Source organism: Rossellomorea vietnamensis, from assembly GCF_008180415.1.
Lineage (GTDB): Bacteria > Bacillota > Bacilli > Bacillales > Bacillaceae_B > Rossellomorea > Rossellomorea vietnamensis_C.
In genome coordinates this window covers 1-21521 of record NZ_VTEI01000020.1, presented here as the reverse complement: position 1 = coordinate 21521, position 21521 = coordinate 1, and the positions used below count along the sequence as shown (strand labels likewise).

Here is a 21521-nt window from a genome sequence, read left to right as displayed (position 1 = left end):
CCAAAGCCGTTCTTAATCTCAATGGCTCGTAAAAGAGGTTCGCGGTCCGATATTCAATCTCAATGGCCCATAAAAGCAGGTTTGCGGTCCAATATCCAGAGCTTAACTAGAACTCACTGTTCCCTGAAAGCCCAGCCGCCCCAGCCAATCTCCATAAAGCTTGCTTTTCTAGGACCTGAAAAAAGATTTATCCCCAGTAAGCCCATGCGGATGGGATCATGTTTGCATACATAGATAATGAAGCCTTAAATAGATGAGGAGGTTTTCAATTATGATGCATCCAAGATTTCAACCGAGGAACCAGCATTTTGGACAGAGCCGGTTCGGATGGGGGTTCGGCCTTCCTTTCCTTGGAGGGGTGTTAGGCGGTGTGCTGGGCGGTGCACTTGTTAGACCCCGTTATTACAGACCGCCATCTTACGGGTATGGCTATGGATACGGATACGGCGGCCCAGGAGGCGGCTATCCCGGATATGGTTACCCGGGGTATGGAGCCCCAGGGTACGGCGGTCCAGGAGGATACCCTTATTAATATGAGAAGGAGCTGCTCTGGATATAGAGCGGCTCCTTTTTAAAAATGGCTGTTTTCGTATATATTGTTGCTTTCGGCTATCCCCGGATACTAAGAGTTTTAACTCTAAGCAGGGAAGAGCAGCGCTTGTCTTTTCGGTGCTACCAGATTTCATCTCCGTAATTTTCGAAATCAGTGTCAAACAGCAACAAAGTTTACGAAAAGAGTCTTAAAAATTATTAAGAAGCGGTTCTGAATCTGAAGCCTCGTAATGAAAAGAGAACAAAACTATAGACGGTTTATATTTGGAATATTTACTGGCAGGTGCTGAAAGGACCCTGCCTCTTTTTATTTCCATCTGAGGATTATCGTCAAATGACAGCAGTCGATGTTGGCTGTCTTGTTGCTGAATATAAGGGTGAACCCATCTGGATCAAATTTAATGCCTGGCGTATGTTTAACCCCGGTACTCTTTATAAGGCGATTAAGTTCTCCCATGTTTGATTTCTGAGCTGCATCCATCAGCTTCTCTGAAAAATCTTTTGATTGAGATACCCTGTTCATAATCACTTTGGCATCGTCAAGGAGAGGTATCATCTTCCCGGCAGAATCCATGAATTGCTCAGGCTGTACAGGCGGATACTGGACGGGTTGGCGGTGCACTGCATAATAGGGATTAACAGGCGGCCATTTCGGCGTTTGCGGGCGTTGTATGGGAGTATAGAATGGATGAAATCTATTCATTTGCTGCCTCCTTCCTAAACTGTGTACGGGCAGGTGAAGATTTTTACAGACATTTCCTGATTCCTTAAAAATCTATATGCTTGATATTTTGACTGTATGCTTTGAGCTCTTATATTAGGAGGCTTAGATGCCTGGTTAGAAAGTTTCCCGCTCAAGGTAATTGAATTTCGGATATCAAATTTTAAAGAATCCAGTGATAAAAGAGGATTTTTATATAGAAGTAGAGAAAGGTAGCTTAAACAAAGAATTTGCAGGGGTGATGATCTTGAATAACAAAAATACACTGATTAGTGCATTGGGAATGGAATTTATTGAACTAGGTAAAGGCAAAGTGGTGGCGACTATGCCTGTGGATGAAAGAACAAGGCAGCCTTTCGGGTACCTGCACGGAGGTGCTTCGGTAGCGTTGGCCGAGACGGTTGCCAGCGTAGGGGCAGTAGAACTGATTGATCTGGAAAAAGAAATCTGCTTTGGCTTGGAAATCAATGCCAACCATATCAGGGCGAAGAAAGATGGAATTGTGACAGCAACCGCTGAAGTGATTCATCAAGGAAAAAGCACGATGGTTTGGGATATCCGAATTACAGACGAAGAGGACAACCTGATTTGCGTATCACGTTGTACAATGGCGGTTGTGCCAAAAAAATAAACACTTTAGTGCGGTGAAGGGGAGGGTTTCTTTCACCGCCTTAGTATTTGTAGAGCATGTTTACCTTCTCAAGAACGGGGAAATTTAATAAAAATACGTTATGAGGAGATGATTGCATGCCTTGGTCAAAGAGTGATTATCCGGCTTCATGGAAAAATCTTTCGGCGGATGTCAGAAATAAGGCGATTGAAATAGGCAATGCCTTGCTTCGTGAAGGATATGAAGATGGAAGAGCCATTGCCATTGCAACAGATCGAGCCGAAAAATATGTCGATGGCGATTCTGAAGACAAACCAAAGTTCCACGTTCAATCCAATGGAGATGGATGGGAATTGAAGAAGGATGGCAGCGGAAAGTCGATTTATACAGAAGACACGAAAGAAGATTTACTTGAAAAAGCCAAGCCTTATGTAAATGATCATGACGGCATCCTTGTCGTCCACAAGTCGGATGGCGATGTTTCTGACACATTATATGACAACTGATTAAGAAGGGCTGCAGAACATGGTTAATAGTTCTACAGCCCTTTTTAAATGAGTTTTTCGTTTTGGTAAAAGATTCTTTATTTCAACAAAAAAATCAAGCAGTGATGAAAAGAGGGGAAACCCCTTTCCATGCTGCTTGATTTTAGTTTTACACCTACATATTTCTATCTTCGTATTTCTGCTTTCCTTTTAAATCGTCCCGTACACTTTTTTCCCAAAGCGGAACGCCGCTGTTATAGGCAGCCCGTGAAATTAAATGCCCGGCAACAGGGGCAGTGATAAAGATAAAGATGATTCCCAGGATCAGCCTGGAGTTGAAATGCCCTTCTTCCATATAGAAGAAAAGGAAGGTGGCAAGCAGGATACACATTACTCCAAGGGTAGCACTTTTAGATGCCGCATGGTTCCGTGTATAAACATCCGGAAGCCGGATCAAGCCGAAAGCGGTGACCAGGGTAAGGAATGATCCAACAACTAAGAAAAATCCAATGATGAATCTAATTACTTCGGTCATGCTCGATGATCTCCCCTTTCTCTAAAAATTTGGAGAAGGCCACTGTCCCGATGAAGGCCAGTATCCCAAGAAGCAGGATAACCTCAAGAAAAGAGTGGGACCGCAATACCATGGACACCAAGGCAATGATGGCGATCAAGTTGATTCCCAGTGCATCCAAAGCAACGACTCTGTCTGGTGTTGTTGGGCCGACGATGACTCGATAAACAAGTCCAACCATGGAAATGGAAACGGCGAGCAAGGAAATCTGTATGATTGTATGAAGCATCAGCGGCTCACCTCCATGATTGCTTTTTCGAATGTATTCTTGATATCGTCAATGGCTTCGTCCACATCGGGGATATCAAGAGTATGGATGTAGAGAATCTTGTTATCAAAAGAGATATCCACAACCAGTGTTCCCGGTGTAAGAGTGATCAAATTGGCCAGCAGCGTGATTTCCCAATTTTTTGTGAGATCCGTCGGTAATGCGAAGATCCCTGGTTTAATATCCAGCTTTGGTTTAAGTAGAGTCTTTAAAACTGAGATATTAGAGAGAATCAGTTCTTTTAAAAACAATAGGATCAAGCTGATGACCGCGAGTACCCGTTCCATATAAAATCTTGAGTTAAAGAACCTCCTGAAGGCAAACGTGATGATCAAGCCAAGAATATATCCGATGACAAAGGACTTTGATGTAAAGGATACTGTCAAAAACATCCAGACAAAAGCTAGAAAGAAATTCAATAATATTTGAAAGGCCATTCTACATTACTCCTTTAGTACTGCTTGTATATAGATTCCCGGATCTGACAGTGCCTCTGATGCTTGCGCAATGAGTGGACGTACAGCTTCAGCACCCACTCCGTAGCCAACAGCAAGGATGACCAGGAAGACGGTGGAGCCCCACAGATAGAACGCATTGTGCTTGTTCTTTCCGTTGTATTGCTTAGGAACTCCCCAGATTCCATTCAAGAAAATCTTAATCACGGAATAAAGAACAAAGAGGCTCGATAACAAGATCAGGGCGCCGCCAAGGTAAGCTTCTGCTGCAAAACTGCCTCTTACCAGCAGCAGCTTTCCGATGAATCCACTGAATGGCGGGATACCTGCAAGTGTCAGTGTCGCAATCAGGAATGTCCATCCAAGCCATGGGTAATCCTTTATTAGCCCGCCCATCTTCCGCAGGTTGCTCGTTCCGGTTATGGCTATCATGACACCAACCAGCAGGAACAGTGCCGCTTTAATGATCATGTCGTGAATCAAATAGTAAACGGAACCTTCAAGAGATTCAGGAGACATAACGGCAACTCCAAAGAGAATGACACCAACAGCTATGATGATATTGTAGATAAGGATCTTCTTAACATCCCAATAAGCTATGGCGCCGATACAGCCTGCCACAATGGTTAGAATGGCAAGCCAGCCCAGGATGGCGTGTGTATAGCCAGTATCATGATAGAAGAAAAGTGTATACGTCCTGATGATGGAATAGACTCCAACCTTGGTCAATAATGCCCCAAACAAGGCCAGAACCGGTGCAGGGGGTGCATTATACGAACCGGGAAGCCAGAAGTACAATGGGAAAATGGCCCCTTTTAGTCCATAGACAACCAGGAACATTACGGCAATGACGGTAACAATCCCAGGCTGGTCGAATTCTGCAATTTTCACAGAGATATCGGCCATATTCAAGGAACCGATCACCGAGTACAAGTAGGCGACCATCACAACGAATAATGCAGATGAAATGATGTTCACCAGGATGTACTTGATAGATTCCCTAAGCTGAACCTTTGTCCCACCCAAAACGAGAAGAACGTAAGAGGACATCAGCATGACTTCAAAGAATACGAACAAGTTGAAAATATCTCCTGTTGTGAAAGCTCCGTTCACTCCGACCAGCAGAAACTGGACCACAGGATAAAAGTAAAACCGTTCTCTGTCTTTCCCGATGGAACGGAAAGAGTAGAGAAGCACAAAGAACGTAATGATGCTTGTTGTTGTCACAAGCAGGGCAGACAGCATATCAGAGACCATTGTAATCCCGAAAGGAGCCTCCCAGCTTCCAAGGTCGACCGTCTGGATTCCTTCTGTATGCACAACATTCACCAATATGATAGAAGCTGCAACTGTTCCTGCTGTTGCAATGGCCCCGATCCATTTTTGCATGGTGATGTTCTTTCCAAAAAACATGAGTATAATCGCTGCAAATAACGGAATTAAAATCGGTAAAATCGGTAAATTAATCATTTCCTTCGTTTCCTCTCATTTGATCCACATTATCAGTTCCTAGTTCCTGGTAAGCGCGATAAGCAAGTACAAGGAAAAAGGAAGTAACACCAAAACTGATAACGATTGCCGTCAATATCAACGCCTGCGGCAAAGGATCCGCATAATCTGCTGCATGTTCACCTAACAGAGGTGGTGCCCCAGCTTTCAGTCCGCTGATGGAAAGGAGCAGCAAATGGGCTCCATGGCTGAGCAGTGCGGTACCGATAATGATTCGCAGCAAACTTTTAGAGAGCATCAAATAAACAGCACATGTAAATAGAATGCCAACTACTATGGCCATTAAAATTTCCATTATTCGCTCACTCCAATCGTTTGAATAATGGTCATCGTTATTCCGATAACAACAAAATAGACACCAGTATCAAAAATCACAGCGGTATGCAATGACGTTTCTCCCAGCAAAGGGAGATGGAAGTAATCGTAGGCATGAGTCAGGAATGGGACATTAAATAATAACGCCCCCGCTCCTGTGCCGACTGCGAGCAGCAAGCCTATGGCTGTCAGCAGCTTATAATCGATAGGCAGGATGGTTCTCACGGTTTTGATGTCATAGGCAAGCAGCAGAAGTACCAAAGCGCCTGATGTCATCAATCCGCCAATGAACCCTCCTCCGGGAGTATAATGGCCTGCAAAGAAAAGCTGGATTGAAAACAAGATAATGATAAAGCTCACGATTGTGGTAACTGTTTGGAGGATTACATCATTGGTTTTCATTCTTCTTTCCTCCTTGTCATCCTCAATTTGATCATCGCGAAAATGCCTAATGCAGCAATAGCGAGGACGCAGATTTCAAATAACGTATCAAATCCGCGGAAGTCAACGAGGATTACGTTAACCATGTTCTTTCCTGCAGCTTCTTCATAAACATTTTCAATATAATATTCCGAAATGGAACTGGACAGCTTGTTGCTGTATGAAGCAATGGTAATAAGTGTGACAACCACCCCAACCCCGATTGCAATCAATGCATTCCCAAGCTTAAAGCTCATTCTTTCTTCATGCCTGCTTAAAGGAGGCAGGTGATAGAAGCATAGCAAGAACAGAGCAACAGACACAGTTTCGATTACAAGCTGTGTCAAAGCCAGATCCGGAGCGCGGAAAAGGACGAAGAACAACGCAACAGAATATCCAACTGCCCCCAGTGCAATGATCGAGGTCAGACGGGATTTGGCAAATAGTATAGCTACAGCACTGACCACCATGACCAGAGCAATCAAAATTTCATAAACCCCGATGGAGGCCAGCTCGGTGGTGTCCACGGAAAATGCATCTTTGACTACCAGTGTGACAACCAAAATTCCGATTAAAAAGGTAAATATATAGACCAGATAACTCCTGATGAAGCCGGTCATATAGGAGCTTGTCAATTTATAGGCTCCTCTTTCACCATTTAGCAGTCCATTGTCATAAAACGAGTTCAATGTCAGCCTTTCCGGCATTCTGTTGTAAAGGCTGATCCACTTTGGAAGCTGTGTATACAGAAGGACACCGAACAGGAACACACCCAGTGTCATGAATAATTCAATCGTGAATCCATGCCAGAAGTAAATATCTGTTTCTTCGACAGTTAGGTTGGTGATCGCCGATACTGCTGGGTCAATCATCGTCCTTGTAAGAATATTCGGGAAGAATCCGAACACTATGACAAGAGATGCCAGGATTACAGGCGGAATCAGCATGCCAAGCGGTGCCTCATGAGGCGTCTTGTCAAGCTTTTCCGGCTGATACTTTCCAGTAAATGGTTTAAAGACAACAATCATACTGTAAATGAACGTAAATACACTTCCAACCCAAGCCAGAACAGGGAACAAAATACCCCATGTTTGGAGATTGAAAATATCCATTTCAAGAACCTGTATCATGCCTGTAAAGAACATTTCTTTACTCAGGAATCCGTTGAATGGAGGAATGCCTGCCATTGAAAAGGCACCGATCACCGCTATGGTAAATGTGATAGGCATGAAGTTCATGAGCCCGCCGAGTTTGCGGATATCTCTGGACCCCGTCTCATGGTCAATGATACCGACAACCATGAAAAGGCTGCCTTTAAAGGTCGCGTGATTAATCAAGTGGAACACCGCTGCCATTGTCGCCACACCGTAGATATTTTCATCAAGGTGATCGGAATGCAGGGCAGCAGCTCCGATTCCAAGCAGCGACATGATCAAACCGAGCTGACTGATGGTCGAATAAGCAAGGATCGCCTTCAAGTCTGTATGTTTTACAGCATTAAAAGAGCCCCAGAACAAAGTGAAAATCCCAAAACTGGCAACGAGCCACAGCCAAACGCCCGATTCAGCGAAAACAGGACTCATGCGGGCAACAAGATAAATACCCGCCTTGACCATTGTTGCAGAGTGAAGGTAGGCACTGACTGGTGTCGGAGCTTCCATCGCATCCGGCAGCCAGATATGGAACGGAAATTGCGCCGATTTTGTAAAAGCTCCAAGAAGGACAAGAATCAAGGCAGCAAGGAATAGAGGATCAGCAATGAGTTCATCGGCCATTCCGACGAGTTCCCGTATACTGAAAGTGCCAGACATTAAATAAAGAAGCAGAAATCCTCCGAGCATGGAGAGGCCGCCGAACACTGTGATAAGCATCGACTTTTGCGCCCCGTAGCGGGAGCGTTCACGATGGTACCAATAACCGATCAGCAGGAAAGACGAAATGGAAGTGAACTCCCAGAACATATAAAGAACAATCAGGTTGTCGGAAAGAACAACACCCAGCATCGCTCCCATAAATAGAAGCAGATAAACATAGAAATTGTGAAGCTGTTCCTTTTCCTTAGACAAATAATAAATGGAATACAGAACAACTAAAGCACCGATCCCTGTAATCAGCAGTGCGAAAAGTAAACTTAACCCATCTACGTAGGCTGTGAAATTGATTCCGAAAGACGGCATCCATTCAACCGTTTCCTTAATCGCATTTCCATCTGCCGTTATTCTGATAAATTGGAAAAAGTAGAGAAACAGCACTGCGGGAAGTATGAGGACAAACCATCCGGTATGTATAGAACGCAGCTTTTTATACAAAAATGGCACAAGAATAGCTGCTAAAAAAGGTGATATAATTGCCCAGTGTAATAATGTCACCGAAAAACCCCCTTATAAAATTTTATTTATCTTCAACCTTATCATCTTCCTTGTATTTAAACTTATTTCTGCTCATACCAGTCCTGCGTTCCTAAAGAAACCTCTTGAGAAATTATAACGTAAAAAAATGAGGTGTGCATTTATGAAAGGCTGCCTGGACTAAAAGGTGAAATTTGATATTAAATATGTAGAAACACGGCATAACAAGGGCTAAATTTTTTAAAAGAAAATCATCATTCTGTTTCTGTGAGCGTTTCCAATGAGAGTTCATATCCTTTGAAATGTCTATTTATGCGAATAGTATGAGCCAAAAAAGCGCATGCTATCCGTAGGTGGTGATGTAGTATGAGAATGAAAAAAACCGTCTCAGCCATGATTTTTTCCAGTATGTTCTTAGGGGCCTGGTATGTTCAGGAGCAAGAGCAGGAGGAAAAGAAAAATCAATGGACAAACAAGAACCTGCTGCAGCCGGCCGGCGTGGATGGTGAGGTCGTCGATGCAGAAGCGGCAATCGAGGTAGAGCCTGTTGCCGACCTGCAGGAAGAAGTCACCCGGGAGCCCTTCAAACCGAGGGAATATATTCGTCTTGCAAAGTAATTTAAAGAGCAGGCGCCTATGAAGCACTGCTTTTGGTATACTTAGGCGCCGGCCTCCCTTTTCAATTTTGCCGTAAAAGATTATGATGGACATGCGGTAAATTAAATCAAGGGGAGAACTGCGTGCGAAATACATATTTAACAGGCTATTTGCCATTATTTTCTATACTTCTGTTCAGTTTGACGTTTTCTGTCTATGGTGTTGATGTGTTTGTGGATCTTTTTAAAAAAATCGGTGTTTATCCTGGAATGCGGGAGTTTCTTTCCGATCTTGAATTGAAATTTATCCTCCTTATTCTCCTGATGATCGTCTGTTTCATGGTGTTTGCAGCTTTGAAACTCATTGCTGAGACAATAAATGAAGTATCTCTTCTGTTTTTCTCACAGGATAATGAAGGGGAAATCCTCCACAGAGTCCGTTCTGGATCAATGGTGTATTTCATCGGAGCCCTCGTGTCGGTCGTAAGCCTTAAATCCTTCTTGGGACTTCTGGCGATTTTTGCATTGACATCCATTGCCTACTTTGTTTATTTCATTTACAAGATAAGCCCTTCTTTGACAAAACCAGGATTACTCGGCGTTATCTTCTTTCAGGTGATTACATGGTCTTCGCTGTTCTTGATAGTTTTCTTAGTTCTCTTGAAACTGTATAACGGACTGATGGCGAGTCTGCCGATCATGTCAGAGGTTAAGCTGAACTGACCTGTTTGTTTTGAATCTAGCAATCTCAAAGGCCCGTAAACTCTGTTTACGGGCTTTATGCTGTGGAAATGGAAATCTTAATGGTCCGTAAGCTTTGTTAAAGGAGCATTATCTTTTAAATATTTGAAAACCCCACCAAGAGCTGGTGATTTCTTTTGCTTATCGTACCTGTAACTTCTGATTTCCTCAGGTTGATGGTATGTTTCCCAGCTAATCTTCCCGTTATCTTTTGGTTACGCTTAGTTAATGCCCGAGTCCTTTGTAGACCATACGAACAAAATAGAGGTATCAGTGCAATTTGTTTTGGTACCTTTTCCTTTTTTGTAATTTTTGAAACCTTCTGACGAATCAATCGTATAGTTATGTAAGAGGTGATGACAATGTCAGCGACAATTATTTTTATGTTTCTCCCATTACTCATTATTTTTATAGCGGTCGGTTTATCTCAGCCTGCGAAGCGGCGAGGAACTGGAGGGGATGCTTCTTCTCCGTTTTTTATGGGAAGTTACAGTGATTCCAATAACTGTGACAGCTCAGGCGGTTTTGGAGGAGGCGACGGCGGTGGATGCGGAGGGGGCGAATAGCCTTCACTGCTGTTGAATTTTCTGGAGGTGAGAAGGATGATGGGGCAAAGAAAAAAGCTGCGGATTCTCTTTAATATTTTCTTGATTTCAGTGTGCTTGATTGCTGGATGGTACACTTATCCCTCAGCCTTCTCCAGCTTTATGCTATTAGCTGCGGGGATCGGAATCTTTATCACTCTTGGGCTGCTGGGTCGGTCTTCAAGAGAATGAATAGTAAAGAAGCCGAATTGAACCTAACAAACTTTTTTACATAAAAAGGTACCTGCAAGCTTAATAGCAAACAGGTACTTTTTTTATGCTCTTTTCTTACTCAAAGTCAGAATGCAGCCTTGTCTGTCCTGTTCGCCGGGGTTTTCCAGGGCTGCATGGCGGATAGTCAAAGGAGGATTATTCCTGCATCTGAGACCACGTGATTTCAGTGTTTCTAAATCATTCCGCAAAGAAAGACCAGAAAATCTGGTCTTTGTTAGTTCATAATGTCTCTCCAGATCAAATGGCTCGGACGGTCGCTTTCGATCTTTTCCATGTTTTGCGGGATGTCGGACCCGATCCATACGCCTGTCGTGTACAGATCGGTCAGGCCAAGAACCCAGTAATCATGATAATTGTTGGTTGTTCCGGTTTTGACACCGGCATAAGGGGCGTTTATTTTTGCCCATTTTCCTGTTCCGTTCTGCATGGAGTTGGATAACATTGCTCTTACTTTCTCTGTTGTACCTTGCGACCAAATGGTTTCTTTGGGTTCATTCCATTCGTACAGTACCTTCCCATTATAGTCCGTCACTCTTGTGATTGAACGCGAAGGCTGATAATTTCCATCTATGAAGGAAGTATAGGCATCTGTCATCTCAAGCGGCGACATCCCGTGGGTGAAGCCGCCGATGGAAGCTGCATAGGTGTAATCCTGTTCCTGGACTTTTTCAAAATTGAACTTTGTAAGGAAAGCAAACGCTTTGTCTATTCCGACTTTTTCGAATAGGCGAAGTGCCGGTGTGTTATAGGACTGTGAAAAAGCCGTGTTCAACGTCACTGTTCCGAACTGTCTGCCGCCGTAGTTGATCGGGCAGTAATTACCGATGCAATAATTATCTGCGTTAACTCTCTCCGCAATAGATGCCCCGGTCTCTTCGATATATGGACCGTACACAAGCAGCGGCTTTATGGAAGATCCCGGCTGGCGGAAGGCTTGATAGGCATGGTGGAAATTATACTTTTGGTAGTCCTTTCCGCCGATCATCGCAACAATTTGCCGCGACTGGTTATCAACCGTAATGCTGGCACCTTCAATTTCTTTATAATTCAACCTGTTCTGGAAAGCAGATTTGCTTTTTTCCTGCATTTTACGGTGAAGAGAGGTGTGGATAATGATGCCTGAATTGATCACTTCACTCATCCGCCTATCGAAATCATCGTAAATCTTCTGCTTCTGTTCAGGGCTGGCGGCTGCTTCCAGCTTCTTTAAATACCCTTCCTGGCTGGCAACGAGCTCTCTCAATTCAGATTGAGCATACACAGCGTAATCGGGGTAGTGATCGACTTTTTTCCGTACATTCAATTTGATCGGAACCTCTTTTAGCTCGGAGGCTTCTTTTTCTGTCAGCTTTCCAGTTTGCTGCATGATGTCCAGCAGCCGTTCCTGCCTGATCTTTGTCTGATCAAAATGGTCGACAGGATCATATTTATTTGGGTTGTTGGGGATGGCTGTAATGAAGGCAAGCTCTGCCTGGTTCAGGTCCCCAAGCTTTTTTTGGAAATAGTATTGTGAAGCTGTTTCGATACCATATACGCCGTTGCTGAAGTAAATGATATTAAGGTACAGTTCCATGATTTCCTCTTTGGTCAGAGTCTTTTCAATTTCATGCGCGTAGAATAACTCGGTCAGTTTGCGGTTATAGGTTTTTTCCTGGCCGAGATAAAGGTTTCGTGCCAGCTGCTGTGTGATCGTACTTCCTCCCTGCTGAATATGGGTGAAGACCAGATTTTTAACAAGTGCCCGGATAATGGCGCCTGCATCAAAACCGACATGGTCATAGAAGTGCTGGTCTTCGGAGGCGACGAGAATCTCTTTAACAAAGTCAGGAATATCCTCATCATCCGCATACAGCCGGAACGGCCTGTTCATCTCGGAAAAAACTTTGCCGTCTTTATCGGTCAGCAAGCTGGTTTTCGTGATATTGAACTTATCTTCACTGACAGCCTGCTCAAGAGCTCCCTGAAAGCCTTGAACTTTATTAATCTCTTTTGCCGTGGAAAAAAGGATGAACAGGAAAAAAGGAAACAGTGAAAATACTAATATATAACCGGCAGCGGTTCTCATGCTTTCAACTCATCTCATGCTTTAGTAAGGTTTGGAAGGCAAAGAACTAATATTGTTCTTTTACCTGGCTTTCGGAATGACGCATACTCCACCATAATAATCCAAAAGCCGCTAAGAATAAAGCACCCGTAATATAGAAAATAGAGGAAATTCCTGCAAATCCTGATAGAATTCCACCTAATACTGGACCGGCAACATTTCCCAGGAAGCGAAAACTTTGGTTATAGCCAAGTACTTCACCCTGCATGGAAAGGGGTGCTTCCTGCCTGATATAGGCAGTGACGCTTGGAATCATCCCGCCAATCGCAATTCCGAATAAGAAGCGGAAAAGGATCAGCTGCCATAGTTCATCGGCCAAAGCCTGTGGAATAATAAAGATACATGCCAGGATCAGTAAAATGGACAGAACCTTTTCATATCCGATTTCATCCCCAAGCTTTCCCCATTTCCTCGTGGCCAGCAGATTTCCTACCCCCGTAGCAGAAAAGGCCAGTCCGGCAAGGAAAGCAATATTGGTTGTGGCGGTCAGTTCATCCACATAAAGGGCTAAAAGCGGCTGGACGCTGAAGTTCGCTACCTGGATGATGAAGGAGATGACCATCACTGTAAATAAAAGTTTGTGTCTCAAGATATGCTGAAATACCTGTTTGCTGGAATAGCGGGTCGCCTTGGTCTTACCCGGACTTTTTCTGACTTCCTGAATCCCGAACAAGACACCCGTCGCCGCTAGGGCAATGGCAATGGATGTAATGATGAATGTATAAGAAAATCCAAAAGAATCGGCCATCACTCCTCCAAGGACCGGGCCGAACAGTCCTCCTGATACGGTCCCCATCTGCAAGGTGCCCAGCGTCTTGCCGGCAACTTCCTTAGGTGTCTGAGAAGAAATGAGAGCAAGAGAGGTAGGGATGAATCCCGTCACAGCTCCCATAGCCATCCGCAGCAGAAATAAGCCCATGACAGAATCGACAAAGCCCATCATGAAAATCGAGAGAGAGATGCCATAGCCGGTTATCAGCAAAATCGGTTTGAATCCATACTTGTCTCCGATTCTTCCCCATACAGGAGAAATAAAGAATGCGACGAGAAAGGTTATACCGAATACATAGCCTGACCACCGCTGGACAAATGCATTATTATAGTCCCCAAAGGTCTCAAGATACAAAGAGAGAAACGGAAGGACCATAGTGGCACTGGCTGCGACAAGGAAGTTGGCGAACCACATGATCGTTAAGTTTCTTTTTTCTATAGAGATACACAACACCTTCTTTAGTTCGTAATAATATTATTATATATTTCGGATTACTAAATATTAATAGTATAAACTATACTCCTGTCTATGCAACCATTGATACTTTTTGGTTAGGGAAATGTCAATCAACCTCTAGGAAAGCCCGCTTTTTTTCTCTTGAGAGCATTTGCCTGTCGGGGCTGTTCAGGGCGCTTCCACTTTTGTTTCGACATATTTCGGGGCGTGACTGTCACTAATTAGTACCCGGAAAGCCTGTACATCAGTCATGATTCCTTTTTAGACAAAAGTTTTTAAATTGTCATAATTTTTGGTGTAATCATGATATAATAAATAGAATAAAGACGCAGAGGTTTTTGGCAGTTATTTTTTCTTGAAGGATAACCGAATGTCGGGAGGGAAATCAGTTGAAAGGCAGTCAATTGATCATCATTGATTTTGAATTTTCGATGCCGGAGAGGCACCAGAACCCGAGGGGCTTTTTTCCTGAAATTATTGAGACGGGCCTGGTAGCAGTTCAAAATGGAAAAGTCACCGATAAGTTTTCATCCTATGTAAAACCCGCAGCGTTCCCGGTGTTAACGAAGCGATGCAAGCAGTTCTTATCAATCTCTCAACAGGATGTGGATAACGGGATCCCGTTTCATTCATTGATTCAGTACCTGAGTGAACTGAACCGGAGAGGAAAGAACAAGATTATTACGTGGGGCAATATGGATATGAAGGTGCTTCGGAATAACTGCAGCAAGGCGGGAATCAGTTTTCCTTTTACAGGGGAATTCATTGACTTATCGATGGAATACAAGCGGTTCTTCGGAGACCAGAACCAAACCGGCCTATGGAAAGCCGTCCAGGAATATGGGCGTGAGGGTGTAGGCAAGCATCACAAAGCGCTGGATGATGCCTTGACCACTTACCACATCTATAAATTAGTAGAAAAGGATAAAAAGTACCTGGATAAAGCGGAGCCCACAACAATCGGCGATCGTATAGACTTGTCCAAGCTTTTTAACCAGATGGCATGACAAAACCCAAATCAAAAGCTGATTTGGGTTTTAACTTGTTCTAAAGCTTGATGGAATACATCAACTCATATTCCCTTTGAATGCTCTCAAGGGTTTCAAGGCTCTTGGCTGCAAAAGCCGAATCCTCAGAGGCCAGCTGTTCCTTCAATTCATTGAAAGTGCTGGACAGGGACTCATTATATTCGGGGATATCTCCTTCAAAAGGTTTGACCATTTTTTCCGGGATATTGGCCCGTTCTCTGAAAGCCAGTGCTTTCCGTTCATGAAATAGAGGGACATCTACCTCTTTGGGATTATGCAGGTCACCTTGCCGCGGATGCTTTAAAACTGCCAAAACTTTGACCACATAAACCCCCGGCCGTGAATCTGTTACTTCCCCTATGTATTTTCCTGTTTTATAGAGAGCTGTTACGATGTCTCCGTTTTTGAAATCAGACATGTGCCGTCCTCCTAGTATTTTTATTTTGGCTCTATTCGCAAAGATTGTGTTTGTTAAAAGTAATCCCGCAGGAGGTCGCATGCCTGCAGTGAAGATCCTTCTATGTAAAAAGGGGAGTAGGTTAAAAAGCATTAAGAAGCAACAATCCTTTAGAAAAGAGCCTTTTATTTCGGCTGCTTCTTGCTGAGTTCTTTTTAAAGATGATTGGCTTCATCTATTTCAACTGGAAGCCAAAGCCCTTTTAATAGAAACAATATAGACGAAAACAGCCTTAATTACATATAGCATTTACTTTCATTCTAATTCATAATAGAGAGTGTTGCCATATAAAGGGACTATCAACTATTATACATACAAAACAATTTTTAAATGATGGAGGAATTTTGATGAAAAAGTACTTAGCAATCGTCGCTGCAGCCTTACTTTTGTTATTGTCAGCCTGCGGGACTTCGACTGAACAGGAAGATAACCAGAATACCGGCAGCAGCCAGCCTGAAGAAAGTGAACAGGAAACGGCAGAAGCGGTGGATGACAGTGATGTCGTCTATCCACAATTGACAGACGAAATCCAAGAGAATGAAAAGGCTGTAAAAATGGTAACCAATATGGGGGATATCACGATTAAATTATTCCCGGAACAAGCTCCTAAAGCGGTAGAGAACTTCATGACACACAGCAAGGAAGGGTATTATGAAGGTGTCATTTTTCACCGCGTTATCTCTGACTTCATGATACAAGGAGGAGACCCGCAAGGCACCGGCACAGGCGGGGAAAGCGTCTGGGGTGAACCATTTGAGGACGAGTTTTCTAAAGAATTGCTGAATATCCGCGGTGCCCTTTCCATGGCCAATGCAGGTCCGGGCACGAACGGCAGCCAGTTCTTTATCGTCCAGAATTCAAGTGTTGACCCTTCATTGGAGCAGCAGATGGTTCAAGCGGGCTTCGGTAAAAAAGCGATTGAAACGTATATGGAGCGAGGTGGAACACCTCACCTGGATAACAAACACACGGTATTTGGACAAGTAATCGAAGGCATGGATGTTGTCGATGAAATTGCGGCTGTAGAAACAGGTGCCAACGACAAGCCTGCCGAAGATGTCGTCATTGAGAAAATAGAGGTCGTTAAAGAATAAGAAAAGTTGGGAGCAGCTGAGCCATAAGGCAGCTGCTTTTGTTTGGTTTTTGGACATGGTTTTACACCAGAGGAATTGATATAATAGCTACAGTTTGCAAGTTTGAAAGGAGACTACTATGCTTCAAGCATTTATCTTGAATCTGTTTCTATATTTTCCAGAAGACAAAACAGAATATATCCCAGCTGCATTTTGGATGATTTTATTTGGGGCTGCCGCAGTCCTGACATTCCGCTGGTTCATTAAAATATCTAAAAAAGAAGAAGAGAAAACGAAACGTGCCGAAGAGGAAGCGAGAAAGGCTGCTGAGGAAGACCGCAGGAGTTGAGCGTTTGCGGTCGGCTGCTTCTGGTATTTGGGTGTAAAAAGTAATTCTTCCTTGGCGGTCTGGTGAGGGCAAGAGAAGCTCGTTAGCAGGTGAGGTATGTTTGAAGCAGAGCCACCGTCGGTCAAGGGCTGTTCGTTTGCGGGTGAGATGTGTCCGAAGCAGAGCCAGCGTCGGTCAAGAGCACCTGTTTTGAGAGTGAGACGAGTATGAAGCCGAACTTCACAATATAAAATCGCTTATGAGTGGTATCAGCCGGGCAAAATCGCTGTATGAGAATATTTTTTTCCAGCAAAGGCAACAATGGTATAGACGATTTTGTTGTTGGAGGAGATAGGATGCATACAAAGTTAGTGACAGGACTGCTGGCTTCGATCGTAATGCTGCAAGGGTGCGCACTGGAGAACCCAAAGAAAACAGAGGTTGATGTAAAGAACCCTGTTGGTGATTCATTAGGAACGGTCATCATCCAGGAGCAGGCTTCCGGTGTGGAGCTGGACATGGATCTCGTGGGTCTCCCGCCGGGTGTTCACGCCATCCATATTCATGAGCTGGGGAAGTGCGATCCGCCTGATTTTGAATCGGCAGGAAATCATTTCAACCCGGAGGATAAGGAACATGGCCTGCTGCATCCAGAAGGAGCTCATGCAGGAGATCTGCCCAATTTGATTGTGGAAGATGATGGATCTTTTAAAGGGCAAATTATGGCTCCATTAGTGACGCTTTCCAAAGGGCCGACTTCTCTTTTCACTAAAGATGGAACATCCATTGTTATTAATGAAGGACAGGATGATGGAATGTCCCAGCCTGCCGGAGATTCAGGAAATAGGATTGCCTGCGGAGAAATCACGAGTGAGAAAGAAAAAGAATGAAACTGATAACCGATTGGTTGTCGGTTTTTTTCTATTAAAATCTTGATCGGAATAAGAAGCAGAGAGTGAATTTAGTTGAAGTGTGCTGAATTTAAAGGGGTGCACTTGGACAAATAAAAACAAGCAAGGGTTTCTGCCCCTTGCTTGTTTTTCAGGAGAGCGCCTTTTTCATCCGCTCTAATCCGTCTCTCAGTGTTTCCCTTGTACAGGCGATATTCATCCTGAAAAATCCTTCTCCGTCCTCGCCGAATTTGCTGCCAGGTTCAAGAGCCAGCTTTCCTTTATTCAGGAGCAGGTCCTGGAGTTCTGTTTCTGTTTTGCCTGTATCGCGGAAATCGATCCATAAGAGATAAGTGGCCTCTGGTTCCATGACGGACAACTCAGGAAGTTCTGCTTTTACAAAGGTTTTCACTTCCTCTATATTATCAGCCAGATAGGACATCAAGCTGTCCAGCCAGTCTCCTCCATGTAAGTAGGCCGCTTCCATGCCGACGACACCAAATGTATTCAGAGTGAAGATGCCTTGCTTTTGGTGCTCTTCGGCAACCTTTTCCTGGAGTTCCTTATTGGGGATGATCATTACAGATGCTTGAAGTCCTGCGATATTAAAAGTTTTACTTGGAGCAGCAAGTGTAAGGGTGATATCTTCAATCTCTTTTTTTAGTGAAGCGATAGGGATGTGCGTATGTGGCTTATGAACAAGGTCAGCGTGAATTTCATCCGAAATGATAAGGACATTATATTTTTTACAGAGTTCCGCCATCTTCAACAGTTCTTCCTGTGTCCAGACACGGCCGCCCGGGTTATGGGGACTGCAAAGCAGGAAGAGTTTGACGCCATGTTTAAGGGCTTCTTCAAATGCATGAAAGTCGACAGTGAATTGGCCTTCTTTGATTACCAGCGGAGCTTTTATCGGTATGCGGCCATTACTTTCGGCCAGGCTGAAAAAAGGTGTATACACCGGGGAATGCATCAGGATGCCATCACCTTTCTCGGTAAAAGCCTTGATAATGGTGGCGATGGCCGGTACAATGCCGGAACTGTACAACAGGGAACTTTCCTTGATCTCCCAGTTGTGCCGCTCCTTCATCCAGCTGCAGACTGCTTTTCCCAGTGAGTCGCCGGTATACGTATAGCCGAATATTCCATGCTCGATTCTTTTATGGAGTGCATCCAAAACTTCTGGGGGGGGAGGAAAATCCATATCAGCCACCCACATGGGAAGCACATCATCACGGCCGAAAACCGTCTTGGTTAGATCCCACTTTACGGAAGAGGTTCCTTTGCGGTCAGGAGAGCTATCAAAATTATGCATCATCATCACATCCTTTTTAAGTTTAAGCCTGCTTTACTCTGAGTCCACCTTTTGGCTAAGCGGGTTAATGGGTTAAAACAAAAAAGAATTATAGATCATATGGTAAAACAGATAGAAGCAAGATTAAAAACATATGCTTGAAATATACTTCATACATGTAAAAATGATGAATACTACATGTGAGAAACTTTCAAAAGGACTATACCTTTCTTCAGGGCCATGGAAGCTTTTTGCGGGACAATCCAGAAGCTTCGAAGGTCATTGTAAAGAAGCAGGAATTACCCAGTTGTGCTTTCGCTTCTGTAAAAAAAGGATGTTCATTCAGGAGAATACTGCCGGCGAAAAGCTGTATTTCTCCCAGGTGAACATCCCTTTTTCATAAGGCTCTTTTCGTAAACTTTGTTGCTATTCTATACTAATTTTCAAAAAAATAACCCTATTAAGAAGATGAAATCTGGCAAAACCTACAAGAAAAGAGCTGCTCTTCCCTGTTTAGAGTTAAAACTCTTTAGTATCCGGGGATATCCGAAAGCAACAATAAATGCGAAAATAGCCTTTCTTAAAAGTAATTTCTTAACTTTACATGAGGCTGTCTGTTCCAGTGGCTGAACTGCATATGCATCTCCATAACCACTAAATGTCTTGAATGCTGTTCTTTTAAACAGTACTTAAGTGACGGGCAAGGTGTTTGAAATCGGTTTCTTGCTTTTCGTTTCTGCCTTCTGTTCTTCGTACTCCCGGTCTGTAAAAGAGCGGATGTAATTGAAAACATCTTCCGGCCGTTCTTCAGGTACCAGGTGACCTGTTTTCTCAAGTACTATCAATTTAGAATTAGGCAGGTCCTTATCCAGTCTCTTTCCTATGCTGAGCGGAACAACCCGGTCATGCTTCCCCCACACCAGAAGACAGGGGGTCTGTATCTGCTGAAGATCCTGCTGGCTTAAATCGCCTTCGCGGTGGCGGATCATCCTTGTGAGTGCACGGAAAATATCATCATCCAGGAATGGCTTCAGATAGCCGTACATCATCTCATCATTGATCATCTTGGCATCGTGGACTACATTTTCGAGGTTTTGGCGCACGCCGGATTTTGAAAGCCATAGTTTTACATACACATGGAAAAATGGAATATAGCTCAACATCATTACCGGCCAGTTCATTTTCTTCAGATAACCTGAGCTGCAAAGCAGAATCCCTTTCTCCACAAGATCCGGCTTTTGTTTCATGACATTGAGAGCGATCTGCCCCCCCATTGAATGGCCGATGAGATGGATTTTGTCTATTTCTAGCTTTTCCATAAGCAGGACAACGGTTTTGGCGAGATTTTCATATGAATAAATAAAATCAGTTTTCTTGCCGCTTTGTCCAAAAGGCGGAAGATCTACGGATATGACATTATATTGCTCCTTCAGCAGCGGAGTCAGGTGCCGGAAGCTGAAAGTAGAGGAAAGAAACCCGTGAAGAAGGACAAGCGTTTCCCGGGCAGACGGATGGCGGTGGTGTTCATAGAATATTTCTGCTCCATTAATGGTTTCCTTGTAAGTGATATCATTCATTTTACTCTCACTCCTGATAAGAATACGTACTTGTATCTTACCCTGCATGAATAAAAAAACACCATTAAATTGCATTATTGTGATGTTGTTTTAGGAGGGGGACAGAGCCGCGGTGCCGGCAGACTGGGCTTCTTTACACCACTGGGTCTTAAGGCTGTTCAACAGACTGAAGTTTGATAAAGAAGGTCTGCATCGAGGAGGAAGTAAATAAGAGCCGCTGAAAGACAAAAAAAGGACGATAATAAAATATCGTCCACAATGAAAACAAAAGGGGGAATACTTAGAAAGCTTAGTAAAAGCATTGCCCCTTGAGGTGAAAATTATACATTTTGTTTAAAAAATTATTCTACGGTTGAACCGTATTTGATTTCATAAAGCATCTGCATGACCCGCAGAAAGTCATCCTCAGAGAATTCTTTTGCTTTTCGCAGGATGAGCTTTGCTTTTTTCGTGCCAATCTCGCTGATCAGCTGTTCGATTTCATGATCGATTCCTTGGGGATGGTTTTCCAGCAGTTCTTTTTCCATCATTTCAGAAGCCGGAACATCGAGGACTGTGGACAGCTTCAGGATGGTTTGGGTATCAGGGATTTGATTGCCGCTTTCATACTTTTCAATCGTTTTCTTTCCGAGTCTTGCCCGCATGGCTAATTCTTCTTGGCTGATATTCCGTTCTTCACGCAATAACTTTAAATTTTGACCGAAATGAGACATATAGATCCCTCCATCAAATTAACCTTTATACTATTATATTACCATGTAAGCGCCATTATCAGTCATCGTATCATTGAACAAAATGTGAGGGAATCTGCTTTGCTGACTTAACGCTTCACCGCACGATAAGGGACAGTCCACGGGTGTTGATTAGCTATATTTTTCCAGTAGATACACACAGACTCCCCCATTTTCCAAACAGTGATTTAATGGCACACCTTACTTCCATCGGTAAAGTGTGCGCTATATAGCGGCGCGTAAATTCTATAAAAGTGTATGAATGCAGGATTTCCCATTCTTCTTTTGTTTCATTGTAAACCCAGCGTAATAAGAAGTAGCTGATAAGAGTCCCGTAAACCTGGCTATAAACAGCGTTTGGGGAGTTGCCAAATAAGTTAGAAAGGTCCAGGTTGCCTT

The 21521-nt window shown here is 43.6% G+C and carries 24 protein-coding genes and 1 pseudogene; 10 read left to right on the top strand and 15 right to left on the bottom strand.

The window, feature by feature from the left end:
• Positions 1 to 271 precede the first annotated feature (271 nt).
• Complete coding sequence (locus FZC78_RS21675; RefSeq protein WP_148942161.1) at positions 272 to 532, top strand: hypothetical protein; 261 nt, start codon at positions 272 to 274, stop codon at positions 530 to 532.
• 327 nt (positions 533 to 859) lie between these two features.
• Here the strand turns inward: FZC78_RS21675 and FZC78_RS21670 are convergent, their stop codons facing one another.
• Entirely contained in the window at positions 860 to 1255 is a 396-nt protein-coding gene (locus FZC78_RS21670; protein ID WP_148942160.1) for a hypothetical protein, read from the bottom strand.
• Positions 1256 to 1514: 259 nt separating this feature from the next.
• Between FZC78_RS21670 and FZC78_RS21665 the strand changes: the two genes are divergently transcribed.
• The gene (locus FZC78_RS21665; RefSeq protein ID WP_215727418.1) at positions 1515 to 1904 is read left to right on the top strand and encodes a hotdog fold thioesterase; all 390 of its coding nucleotides are present in this window, start codon (positions 1515 to 1517) and stop codon (positions 1902 to 1904) included.
• A gap of 116 nt (positions 1905 to 2020) precedes the next feature.
• Positions 2021 to 2389 carry a DUF2188 domain-containing protein gene (locus FZC78_RS21660; protein WP_148942158.1) on the top strand — a complete coding sequence of 123 codons (369 nt, stop codon included), beginning with the start codon at positions 2021 to 2023 and terminating at the stop codon, positions 2387 to 2389.
• Positions 2390 to 2543: 154 nt separating this feature from the next.
• Here the strand turns inward: FZC78_RS21660 and mnhG are convergent, their stop codons facing one another.
• The 7 genes from mnhG to FZC78_RS21625 are packed head-to-tail and all read right to left on the bottom strand — an operon-like array spanning position 2544 to position 8278.
• On the bottom strand, positions 2544 to 2903 hold the full coding sequence (gene mnhG, locus FZC78_RS21655) for a monovalent cation/H(+) antiporter subunit G (RefSeq protein ID WP_148942157.1): 360 nt from the start codon (positions 2901 to 2903) through the stop codon (positions 2544 to 2546).
• Positions 2887 to 3171, bottom strand: coding sequence for a Na(+)/H(+) antiporter subunit F1 (locus FZC78_RS21650; RefSeq protein WP_148942156.1), 285 nt, complete (start codon positions 3169 to 3171; stop codon positions 2887 to 2889). Before FZC78_RS21650 ends, mnhG begins: the two co-directional genes overlap by 17 nt.
• Positions 3171 to 3647, bottom strand: coding sequence for a Na+/H+ antiporter subunit E (locus FZC78_RS21645; protein ID WP_148942155.1), 477 nt, complete (start codon positions 3645 to 3647; stop codon positions 3171 to 3173). The genes FZC78_RS21650 and FZC78_RS21645 overlap by 1 nt, the downstream gene beginning before the upstream one ends.
• Positions 3648 to 3653: 6 nt before the next feature.
• A complete protein-coding gene (locus tag FZC78_RS21640; RefSeq protein ID WP_148942154.1) occupies positions 3654 to 5135 on the bottom strand; it encodes a Na+/H+ antiporter subunit D in 1482 nt (493 codons plus the stop codon).
• On the bottom strand, positions 5128 to 5469 hold the full coding sequence (locus FZC78_RS21635) for a Na(+)/H(+) antiporter subunit C (protein ID WP_148942153.1): 342 nt from the start codon (positions 5467 to 5469) through the stop codon (positions 5128 to 5130). Before FZC78_RS21635 ends, FZC78_RS21640 begins: the two co-directional genes overlap by 8 nt.
• Positions 5469 to 5891, bottom strand: a complete 423-nt coding sequence (locus FZC78_RS21630) for a Na(+)/H(+) antiporter subunit B (RefSeq protein WP_148942152.1) — start codon at positions 5889 to 5891, stop codon at positions 5469 to 5471. The genes FZC78_RS21635 and FZC78_RS21630 overlap by 1 nt, the downstream gene beginning before the upstream one ends.
• Positions 5888 to 8278 (bottom strand): Na+/H+ antiporter subunit A, encoded by a 2391-nt coding sequence (locus FZC78_RS21625; RefSeq protein WP_148942151.1) that lies wholly within the window; start codon positions 8276 to 8278, stop codon positions 5888 to 5890. The genes FZC78_RS21630 and FZC78_RS21625 overlap by 4 nt, the downstream gene beginning before the upstream one ends.
• A 345-nt stretch (positions 8279 to 8623) precedes the next feature.
• Between FZC78_RS21625 and FZC78_RS21620 the strand changes: the two genes are divergently transcribed.
• The 3 genes from FZC78_RS21620 (at position 8624) to FZC78_RS21610 (ending at position 10160) form a co-directional block, all read left to right on the top strand.
• On the top strand, positions 8624 to 8875 hold the full coding sequence (locus tag FZC78_RS21620; RefSeq protein ID WP_148942150.1) for a hypothetical protein: 252 nt from the start codon (positions 8624 to 8626) through the stop codon (positions 8873 to 8875).
• 122 nt (positions 8876 to 8997) lie between these two features.
• Positions 8998 to 9576 carry a DUF5366 family protein gene (locus tag FZC78_RS21615; RefSeq protein ID WP_252183704.1) on the top strand — a complete coding sequence of 193 codons (579 nt, stop codon included), beginning with the start codon at positions 8998 to 9000 and terminating at the stop codon, positions 9574 to 9576.
• A 380-nt stretch (positions 9577 to 9956) separates the two neighbouring features.
• Positions 9957 to 10160, top strand: a complete 204-nt coding sequence (locus tag FZC78_RS21610) for a hypothetical protein (RefSeq protein ID WP_187442842.1) — start codon at positions 9957 to 9959, stop codon at positions 10158 to 10160.
• Between the two features lie 466 nt (positions 10161 to 10626).
• Here the strand turns inward: FZC78_RS21610 and FZC78_RS21605 are convergent, their stop codons facing one another.
• Positions 10627 to 12477, bottom strand: coding sequence for a transglycosylase domain-containing protein (locus tag FZC78_RS21605; protein ID WP_148942149.1), 1851 nt, complete (start codon positions 12475 to 12477; stop codon positions 10627 to 10629).
• A gap of 46 nt (positions 12478 to 12523) precedes the next feature.
• On the bottom strand, positions 12524 to 13732 hold the full coding sequence (locus tag FZC78_RS21600) for an MFS transporter (RefSeq protein WP_148942185.1): 1209 nt from the start codon (positions 13730 to 13732) through the stop codon (positions 12524 to 12526).
• A gap of 401 nt (positions 13733 to 14133) precedes the next feature.
• On the opposite strand from FZC78_RS21600, the gene kapD reads away from it, so the two are divergent.
• Positions 14134 to 14751 (top strand): 3'-5' exonuclease KapD, encoded by a 618-nt coding sequence (kapD, locus tag FZC78_RS21595; RefSeq protein ID WP_187442843.1) that lies wholly within the window; start codon positions 14134 to 14136, stop codon positions 14749 to 14751.
• Between the two features lie 40 nt (positions 14752 to 14791).
• Here kapD and FZC78_RS21590 read toward each other — a convergent pair whose 3' ends face one another.
• Entirely contained in the window at positions 14792 to 15190 is a 399-nt protein-coding gene (locus tag FZC78_RS21590; protein ID WP_148942147.1) for a kinase-associated lipoprotein B, read from the bottom strand.
• Positions 15191 to 15576: 386 nt separating this feature from the next.
• On the opposite strand from FZC78_RS21590, the gene FZC78_RS21585 reads away from it, so the two are divergent.
• From FZC78_RS21585 to FZC78_RS21575, 3 genes are all read left to right on the top strand, one after another.
• Entirely contained in the window at positions 15577 to 16323 is a 747-nt protein-coding gene (locus tag FZC78_RS21585; RefSeq protein ID WP_148942146.1) for a peptidylprolyl isomerase, read from the top strand.
• 118 nt (positions 16324 to 16441) lie between these two features.
• Positions 16442 to 16651, top strand: a complete 210-nt coding sequence (locus FZC78_RS21580) for a hypothetical protein (RefSeq protein ID WP_148942145.1) — start codon at positions 16442 to 16444, stop codon at positions 16649 to 16651.
• Between the two features lie 335 nt (positions 16652 to 16986).
• The gene (locus FZC78_RS21575; protein ID WP_148942144.1) at positions 16987 to 17520 is read left to right on the top strand and encodes a superoxide dismutase family protein; all 534 of its coding nucleotides are present in this window, start codon (positions 16987 to 16989) and stop codon (positions 17518 to 17520) included.
• A 151-nt stretch (positions 17521 to 17671) separates the two neighbouring features.
• On the opposite strand, the gene FZC78_RS21570 is transcribed toward FZC78_RS21575, so the two are convergent.
• The 4 genes and pseudogenes from FZC78_RS21570 to FZC78_RS24055 all read right to left on the bottom strand — a co-directional run.
• On the bottom strand, positions 17672 to 18841 hold the full coding sequence (locus FZC78_RS21570; protein WP_148942143.1) for a MalY/PatB family protein: 1170 nt from the start codon (positions 18839 to 18841) through the stop codon (positions 17672 to 17674).
• A 662-nt stretch (positions 18842 to 19503) separates the two neighbouring features.
• Positions 19504 to 20391: an alpha/beta fold hydrolase gene (locus FZC78_RS21565; RefSeq protein WP_148942142.1), complete on the bottom strand. Its 888-nt coding sequence runs from the start codon at positions 20389 to 20391 to the stop codon at positions 19504 to 19506.
• Between the two features lie 341 nt (positions 20392 to 20732).
• Positions 20733 to 21104: a helix-turn-helix domain-containing protein gene (locus FZC78_RS21560; protein ID WP_148942141.1), complete on the bottom strand. Its 372-nt coding sequence runs from the start codon at positions 21102 to 21104 to the stop codon at positions 20733 to 20735.
• 154 nt (positions 21105 to 21258) lie between these two features.
• Positions 21259 to 21521, bottom strand: a pseudogene (locus tag FZC78_RS24055) (IS4 family transposase); the annotation flags it as partial.